This window comes from Kribbella sp. NPDC002412 (assembly GCF_053592935.1).
This window is the reverse complement of sequence record NZ_JBSFBL010000121.1, coordinates 1-6,995: the sequence shown is the minus strand read 5'-3', so window position 1 is coordinate 6,995 and position 6,995 is coordinate 1. Positions and strand designations below refer to the sequence as shown.

At 67.5% G+C, this 6,995-nt stretch carries 7 protein-coding genes and 1 tRNA gene; 4 read left to right on the top strand and 4 right to left on the bottom strand.

The genetic code is table 11. The features are described 5' to 3' along the window. Positions 1–234 precede the first annotated feature (234 nt). Entirely contained in the window at positions 235–1,101 is an 867-nt protein-coding gene (locus tag ACWCOV_RS41345; protein ID WP_449834854.1) for a sigma-70 family RNA polymerase sigma factor, read from the bottom strand. A 119-nt stretch (positions 1,102–1,220) separates the two neighbouring features. Between ACWCOV_RS41345 and ACWCOV_RS41340 the strand changes: the two genes are divergently transcribed. Beyond that, positions 1,221–1,673, top strand: coding sequence for a pyridoxamine 5'-phosphate oxidase family protein (locus ACWCOV_RS41340; RefSeq protein ID WP_449834853.1), 453 nt, complete (start codon positions 1,221–1,223; stop codon positions 1,671–1,673). A gap of 66 nt (positions 1,674–1,739) precedes the next feature. Continuing rightward, a complete protein-coding gene (locus tag ACWCOV_RS41335; protein WP_449834852.1) occupies positions 1,740–2,717 on the top strand; it encodes an aldo/keto reductase in 978 nt (325 codons plus the stop codon). A gap of 25 nt (positions 2,718–2,742) precedes the next feature. Here ACWCOV_RS41335 and ACWCOV_RS41330 read toward each other — a convergent pair whose 3' ends face one another. After that, entirely contained in the window at positions 2,743–3,894 is a 1,152-nt protein-coding gene (locus tag ACWCOV_RS41330) for a helix-turn-helix transcriptional regulator (RefSeq protein ID WP_449834851.1), read from the bottom strand. Positions 3,895–3,998: 104 nt separating this feature from the next. Between ACWCOV_RS41330 and ACWCOV_RS41325 the strand changes: the two genes are divergently transcribed. After that, positions 3,999–4,421 carry an ester cyclase gene (locus tag ACWCOV_RS41325; protein WP_449834850.1) on the top strand — a complete coding sequence of 141 codons (423 nt, stop codon included), beginning with the start codon at positions 3,999–4,001 and terminating at the stop codon, positions 4,419–4,421. A 522-nt stretch (positions 4,422–4,943) separates the two neighbouring features. Here ACWCOV_RS41325 and ACWCOV_RS41320 read toward each other — a convergent pair. Next, positions 4,944–5,015: transfer RNA gene (locus tag ACWCOV_RS41320), tRNA-Val, on the bottom strand. Between the two features lie 126 nt (positions 5,016–5,141). Between ACWCOV_RS41320 and ACWCOV_RS41315 the strand changes: the two genes are divergently transcribed. Further along, positions 5,142–5,708: a CGNR zinc finger domain-containing protein gene (locus tag ACWCOV_RS41315; protein ID WP_449834849.1), complete on the top strand. Its 567-nt coding sequence runs from the start codon at positions 5,142–5,144 to the stop codon at positions 5,706–5,708. Positions 5,709–5,947: 239 nt separating this feature from the next. Here ACWCOV_RS41315 and ACWCOV_RS41310 read toward each other — a convergent pair whose 3' ends face one another. Beyond that, positions 5,948–6,766: an aminotransferase class IV gene (locus ACWCOV_RS41310; protein ID WP_449834848.1), complete on the bottom strand. Its 819-nt coding sequence runs from the start codon at positions 6,764–6,766 to the stop codon at positions 5,948–5,950. Positions 6,767–6,995 lie beyond the last annotated feature (229 nt).

Genomic DNA, 6,995 nt, shown 5'->3' with positions numbered 1-6,995 from the left:
AACCGGCGACCTCAACCTTGGCAAGGTTGCGCTCTACCAACTGAGCTACGTCCGCATCGCTCCGGCCCTGTTCCTGCTCGGTGCGAGAGCAGAACAGTAGCGCACTTTTCCCGTTCGCAAAAACCAGATTCCGGGGTGTCGCACTCCGGGCCGTCCAAGCGTGGATTTCGTCACACGAGTAACACCAGCCCCACCGGTCAAGCGGTCGGTGGCAGCGGTACGACGTACCGCGAATCAGCCCTGCAACGGCGCCAGCTCGACCCCCGCCAGGTACTCCGGATCGCCCAGCAGTTCGATCGCGGTGATCCGCCCGCCGGCGACCGTGAAGTTGAAGACGACCTGCGGCTCACCGCGCAGCGACCACACCGCACCGGGCAGCCCGTCGACCAGCGTGAGCCGAGCGCCCGCCGCCCGGCCGGAGAACGACTCGGCAACGGCCGCCGCGCCCCGCAACGGGCTCGCGCCCCGAGCCAGCACCGCCTCGTCGGCACGCAGTTCCACCTCCGGATCGAGTACGGCGAGCAGCGCCTCGAAGTCCCCACCCCGCGACGCGGCCAGGAACGCGGTGACGAGCTCCTTCTGCCGGATCGCGTCGGCCTCGAGGGGTTCCGGCGTACCTTGCACTCGTCGCCGTGCCCGGCTCGCCAGCTGTCGCGCGGCCGCCGGCGACTTGCCCAGGATCGGCGCGATCTCCTCGTACGGCACGGCGAACATGTCGTGCAGCACGAACGCCAGCCGCTCGGCCGGCGTCAACGTCTCCAGTACGACGAGCAGCGCAAGCCCGACCGAGTCCGCCTGCACTGCTTCGATTTCCGGATCGGGTACGTCGACGTCCGCCAGCGCGGGGGAGTGGTCGCCGACTGGCTGCTCCGGGTGCCCGCGCCGCAGCCGCAGCATGTCGAGACAGATCCGCCCGACCACTGTGGTGAGCCAGCCGCCGAGGTTCTCGATCTCGTCGGCGTCGGAGCGACTGAGCCGGATCCACGTCTCCTGCACCGCATCCTCGGCTTCCGGAGCGGAGCCCAGGATCCGGTACGCCACCGCGCGCAGGTGCTCCCGGTTCTCCTCGAACCGAGCCGCCAGCCAGTCGTGCTCACTCATCTCCACCACATCCCTCTCGACCCCGGTCACAGGCTTGGGCCCGGCTCCGTCATGGGTCTGACGGAGAATCCGCCGTACATGTGACACTGCAGCAGCCCACGACCCCAGAGGAGTTGACGATGACAATGCCGGCCCGTCCGCTGTCGGTGCGGAAACAGGACACGCTGCGCAGGCTCGAGGAGGACGTCGACCTCTGGGTTGCGACCGCGTCGGCGGACGGCACGCCGTACCTGATGCCGCTGTCCTTCCTCTGGGACGGTTCGACTCTCCTGCTGTCCACGGCGGCGGGCAACCCCACGGCCAAGAACCTCCAGACGAACGCCACTGCCCACCTGACCCTCGGCCACACCCGGGACGTCGTCCACATCAGCGCCAGCGCGGAGGTCGTGCAACCGGGGGCGCTGACCGAGTCGGAGGGCGACGCTTTCGCGGCGAAGGCCGGATTCGATCCGCGGGCCCTCAAGTCGCCGTACCCCTTCTTCCGCCTGACGCCGACCAGAATCATGGCGTGGCGTGAGGTCGACGAGCTCTCGAACCGCACCTTGATGGACGACGGCGTCTGGCTCGTTTGACGACTTGACCTGGAGTGCGCTCTAGCAGGCAGGCTGAAATGAATCCACTGTTTGAGGGAGCCCTCCATGTTGTACCGAACCATTGGCAACCGCCGTGAGGTCAGCGCCCTGTGCCTGGGCGCGATGAACTTCGGCAGTACGACGGACCCGGACACCGCGTTCGCGATTCTCGACCGTTTCGTCGAGGCCGGTGGGACGTTCATCGACACGTCCAACAACTACAACCAATGGCACGGCAAAGGCGGCGAGAGCGAGGAGCTCCTGGGCCGCTGGATGAAGTCGCGCGGCAACCGCGACGAGCTCGTCATCGCCACGAAGGTCGGCGCCAAGTCGACCCGCCCTGGCACGCCGGACGACGACCACTGGGAAGGCCTCAGCGCGACCGCCATCGAGTCCGCCGTCAAGGGCAGCCTGGACCGCCTGGGCATCGATCGCATCGACCTGTACTACGCGCACATCGACGACCGCCGGACCCCACTGGAAGAAACCGTAGCCACCTTCGGCCGCCTAGCTGCCGAAGGCGTCGTGGACCTCATCGGCTGCAGCAACACCACCAGTTGGCGCCTGGACCGCGCCCGCCAACTGGCCGCCAGCCAGGGCGTGGCCCAGTACTCCGTCATACAGCAGCACCACACCTACCTTTGGCCCAACCCGCCAGCCCTACAAGGCGAAGAGCGCCTCGGCAGCCCTCATCACACCCATGCCGGTCTAGAACACCTCGACTACCTAGCCGCCCATCCCGACATGGCCCTAGTTGCCTACTCCCCACTACTAGCCGGCTCCTACGCCTACCTCGACCGCCCCTTCCCCGCCTCCCGCGGCTACGCCCACCCCACCGCCTACACCCGTTTCGAAGGCCTCCGGGACCTTTCCCAAGCCCTCAACGCCACCCCCAACCGACTAGTCCTGGCCTGGCTTCTCCACCAACGGCCCACCCTCATCCCCCTCTTCGGAGCGTCCACTCTCGCCCAACTGGAAGAAGCAATAGCTGCGACCACGTTGGAACTCTCTGAAGACCACGTACACCTGCTGAACAACGCGTAGACAAGCGACGCCCGGAAGGCTGAGCTCAGTTATTGAGCGGCGCGGGACCGCCGCGTGATGGTCGCGCAGCAACCCGTCGTTTCTCGTTGTCGTGCACGCGTGGGTCGTAGTGGTCGACGAACACGGTGCACACCAGATCCCGGCGACTGTGGACTCCGGTCTTCGCGAAGATGCTCTTGAGGTGCTGCTGCACCGTGACCGGGGAGATCACCAGCTCGTCGGCGATCTGCGCGGTGGACTGACCCGTCAGCACCAGCCTCGTGATCTCACGTTCTCGGCGGGTGAGCCCGTAGGCCGCCATCAGCACGTTCGCGATCCGCGCCCGGGCAACAGGTTCGATGATGACTGCCGCGCGCCGGCCCGCCGGCATCGTGATCGACGTTCCATGGAGGACGAGCCACCTGCCTGTGGCGGTGCAGACTCGGGCCAGGGCGGGTCCGTCCCCGCCAGTGGCTCGGGCTGCGACCGACAAGAGCGCGGTGGGTGTGCGTTCCTGCCCTCCGCTCAACTCGTTCAGCCAGTGTTCTGCCTCTGGGGAGACGGATGCGACCGAGAGACCTTCGCCCATGACCACCAGGCCGGGCGCATCTGGCCAATCGGGCTCAAGGGCTTCACCCAGCAGCAGACCGCGGCGCACCCCCTCTGCGAGGTGCGGGCTTACCGAGCACAAGAAGTCGAGCTCAACGGCGCTGAACGTGGCCTGACCGGGAGACCTGTTGAGGCGTAGGGATCCCCAGGCCTCGCCGGTCCTCGCCCGCAGCGCCACAGCGACCTCTTGCTCGATCCCGTGCGGTCGCAGGTACTCGCGGAAGACCGGGCTGCGCTCGGGGCTCCCGCCAGTCACCTGATGCAGCGTCTGGACACCCCGATGGCTCGCGAGGACGTCGGCGGTCTGGTTCACATCAGCCGCGCGGTACTCCCACTCGAGTTGACCAGCAAGGTCGAAAAAGCACTCGCCGTCGAAGTGGATGCTGGTGATCAGGTGGGACGCGGGGTCGACGGTGTTCCAGAACGGTGGCGCGCCGCCGACCGGGACGGCGCGACTGACCGTGTCGCCCGCCGCCTCGAAGAACGCGTGGGTATGGAGTCCCGCGCGGGCGAGCTGACGGATCCGGACGCTCGCCTCATCCATCGATAGCCGTGCCACCTGGCCTCCAGACCCCGAGACACGTTTCAACGGTATCGACGCCGCCGCCGAGTTGCCAGGTTTCTGGAATGGACGCGCCCCCGGCCGCGGTCCAGATTGAGGTCATCGGTTCGGTTCGAGCACGGGGAGACGACATGACTGACGCAGAGCTGGTTCGCAAGTACGTCGACATCTACAACTCAGGCGACGCCGCCGCCCTCGGGGTCTTCTACGCCGCCGACGTGGTCCTCGTGGACCCGATGTCCCCCGAGCCGACGAAGGGCCGGGAGGCCGTGCTCGCGACCGGGTCGGCGTTCCGGAAGGCGTTCCCCGACATGGTCTGGACCCTGACCGCCGATCCCGTCATAGGAAGCGCAGCCATCGGCTGGGAGCTCCATGCCACCGGCACCATGACGGGCCCAATGCCCGGCCCCACCGGCGAAATCCCCGCCACCGGCAAAACCTTCGCCGTAGACATGGGCATCTTCTGGACCCTCACCCCAGACAACCTGGTCGCAACAGAACACGCCTACTTCGACGCAACTGCCATGCTCACCCAACTCGACCTCACAACCTGACCCCTTAAGCACGAGCCCACATCCCTTCCTCGTCAGCTCCCACTGCAGCCGGCTGACGGGAACGGCACTCCCAGCCGCGCCCCAAGCCCCACCCGAAGCCACAGGCCGAGCGCCCCAAAGGCCCAAGGGGTCATCGCCGGAGCGAATTCAACGGCCCCTCGGCCTGCCCCTGGACGAGTGAACATTCCAACGGTCGAGGCCATGGATCGCGGGGCAGCAAACCAAGGCGAGCACCCGCGAGCCAACCGCAGCAGCCAACCCACGCCCGTCCCCCGACCGCCCAGACCAACCCACACCCTCACCCGACCGCCGGGGCCAGCCCATGCCCGTCAGCCGACCGCCGGAGCCAGCCCAGACCTGTCAGCCGACTGCCGGGGCCAGCCCAGGAGCCGAGCGAAGCGAAGGCGCAAAGGGGGTGCGGGTGGCGGAGCCCCCGCCCGCGGCAAGCGAAGCGCAGCCGCACAAACGACGAAGGCGACCCGCTCCGCGCTCTCCGCGGACACGAGTCGCCTATCGCCTTCGTGGGCGATACTGGGTTCGAACCAGTGACCTCTTCGGTGTGAACGAAGCGCGCTACCACTGCGCCAATCGCCCGTTCTGGTGTTGCTGGTGTTGCCTTGTGGTGCCTTGCGGGTGAAACCATAGCGCATGATGTCAGCGACGATCTAATCGGGGCGGGCTACTCTTGCTGCAAGACGGAGACCCCGTCGCGTTGGAGACGTGATTGTGACTTTCTCGCACGACACCGAGCAGGCGCTCGGCACGCTGGTCCGGCTGGTGAACACCCTGCCCGGGCCGAACAGCCAGGTCGACACCATGGAAACGCTCGAGGAACTGGAGAAGTTCGTCCAGGAGCGCGAGTTCAGTGCGGTCGGCACGCTGACGGACAAGGACCTGGCCGAGGTTCGTGATCTGCGGCCGTTGTTCGCGCCGGTCTTCACCACGGAATCCGATGCCACAGCGGCGGCGATGATCAACGCGATCGTCGCCCGCGGCACGACGACGCCGCGGCTGACGAACCACGACGGGCACCCGTGGCACATCCACTACTCACGAGACGGCGCGTCGCTGGCGTGCCGGATCACGGTCGAGTGCGGGATTGCGCTTGCCCAGGTGATCTCGGCCGGGGAACGCGAACGCCTCCGTCGCTGCGAAGCCCCGGACTGCGACGACGCCCTGATCGATCTGTCCCGGAACCGTTCGAAGCGGTACTGCGACGCCCGCACCTGCGGCAACCGCCTGCACGTGGCCGCCTACCGCGAGCGCCGCAAAGCCTCAGGCGAATAGCCGGCCCACACAGCTCTCCGCGCACCAGGCGGGGAGCTGTTCTGCTACTGCGCTCAGCAGCAGCGTTCTGTACGACGTACGCGTCGACGTGCCCTGCCCGGATCACCGCCGCCGGCCGTACTGTTCAGCAGCAGTTCGAGCGTCTGATCGGCAGCCGTCGAGTGAGATCATCTCGCGGTGTGGCGAGAACAGCCTGCGTCTCCGCGCGGCGCTCCCGGATCAGCCGGTTGTCGGGCGCCTTACGGGTTCGGGTCTTCGGCCGAGCGCTCGGCGAAGGTCTTCGCGACTTCGGCGGTGATCGGGCCCGGAGCCGGCAGGTCGCGGTCGTCGACGCGTTGAATGGCCTGGACGTCGCGCGTGGTGGATGTGAGGAAGATCTCGTCGGCTTCGAGCAGCTGTGCCAGCGGTACGTCGCGCTCGGTGCCGCCGTACCACTCGAGGACCAGCGCGCGGGTGACGCCGGCAAGGGCGCCGGACTCGAGCGTGGGGGTGACGAGCTCGCCGTCGTACACGCAGAAGATGTTGGCGCCGGTGCCCTCGCAGAGGTTGCCGATCGTGTTGGCGAAGATCGCCTCGCTGGCGCCGCGGTCCTTGGCGTAGGCGAGGGCGCGGACGTTCTCGGCGTACGACGTCGTCTTCAGGCCGGCGACCGCGCTGCGTTCGTTGCGGACCCAGGGGACTGTGACGATCGCCGAGACCCGGCCGGGGCGCTTGATCGGGTCGGAGGCGACCACGATCGTCGGGCCCGACGTACCGCGATCGGACGACAGCGGGGAGACACCGCCGGTGTAGGTGATCCGGAGCCGGCCGAACGGGATGTCCGGGTCGGCCTTCACGACCGCCGCGATGCCCTCCTCGACCTGCGCGACATCCGGCTCCGGCAGGCCGAGCCCGACCGCCGACCGGACCAGTCGCTGCAGGTGCCGGGTCACCGCGAACGGGCGCCCGTCGACGATCTTGATCGTCTCGAACACCCCGTCGCCGGTGGTCAGTCCATGGTCCAGCGGCGAGACGACCGCCTGGTCGTCCTGCAGGGTGCCGTTCAGCCAGATACGCATTGATGCTCCTTCCGCAGAACACCTTAGTCCTAAGGCGATTCGCGACGATCAGGCTGTCCACAGGTGACCGGTTGATGACCGTGGGTCGACGGTGCGGGGACCCCGATTTTTGAACTCCGGGGGAGATGGGCTAATGTTCTTCTCGCGCCGGGGGAACGAAAACCCGGTCGCAGCGCGGACGTAGCTCAGTTGGTAGAGCGCAACCTTGCCAAGGTTGAGGTCGCCGGTT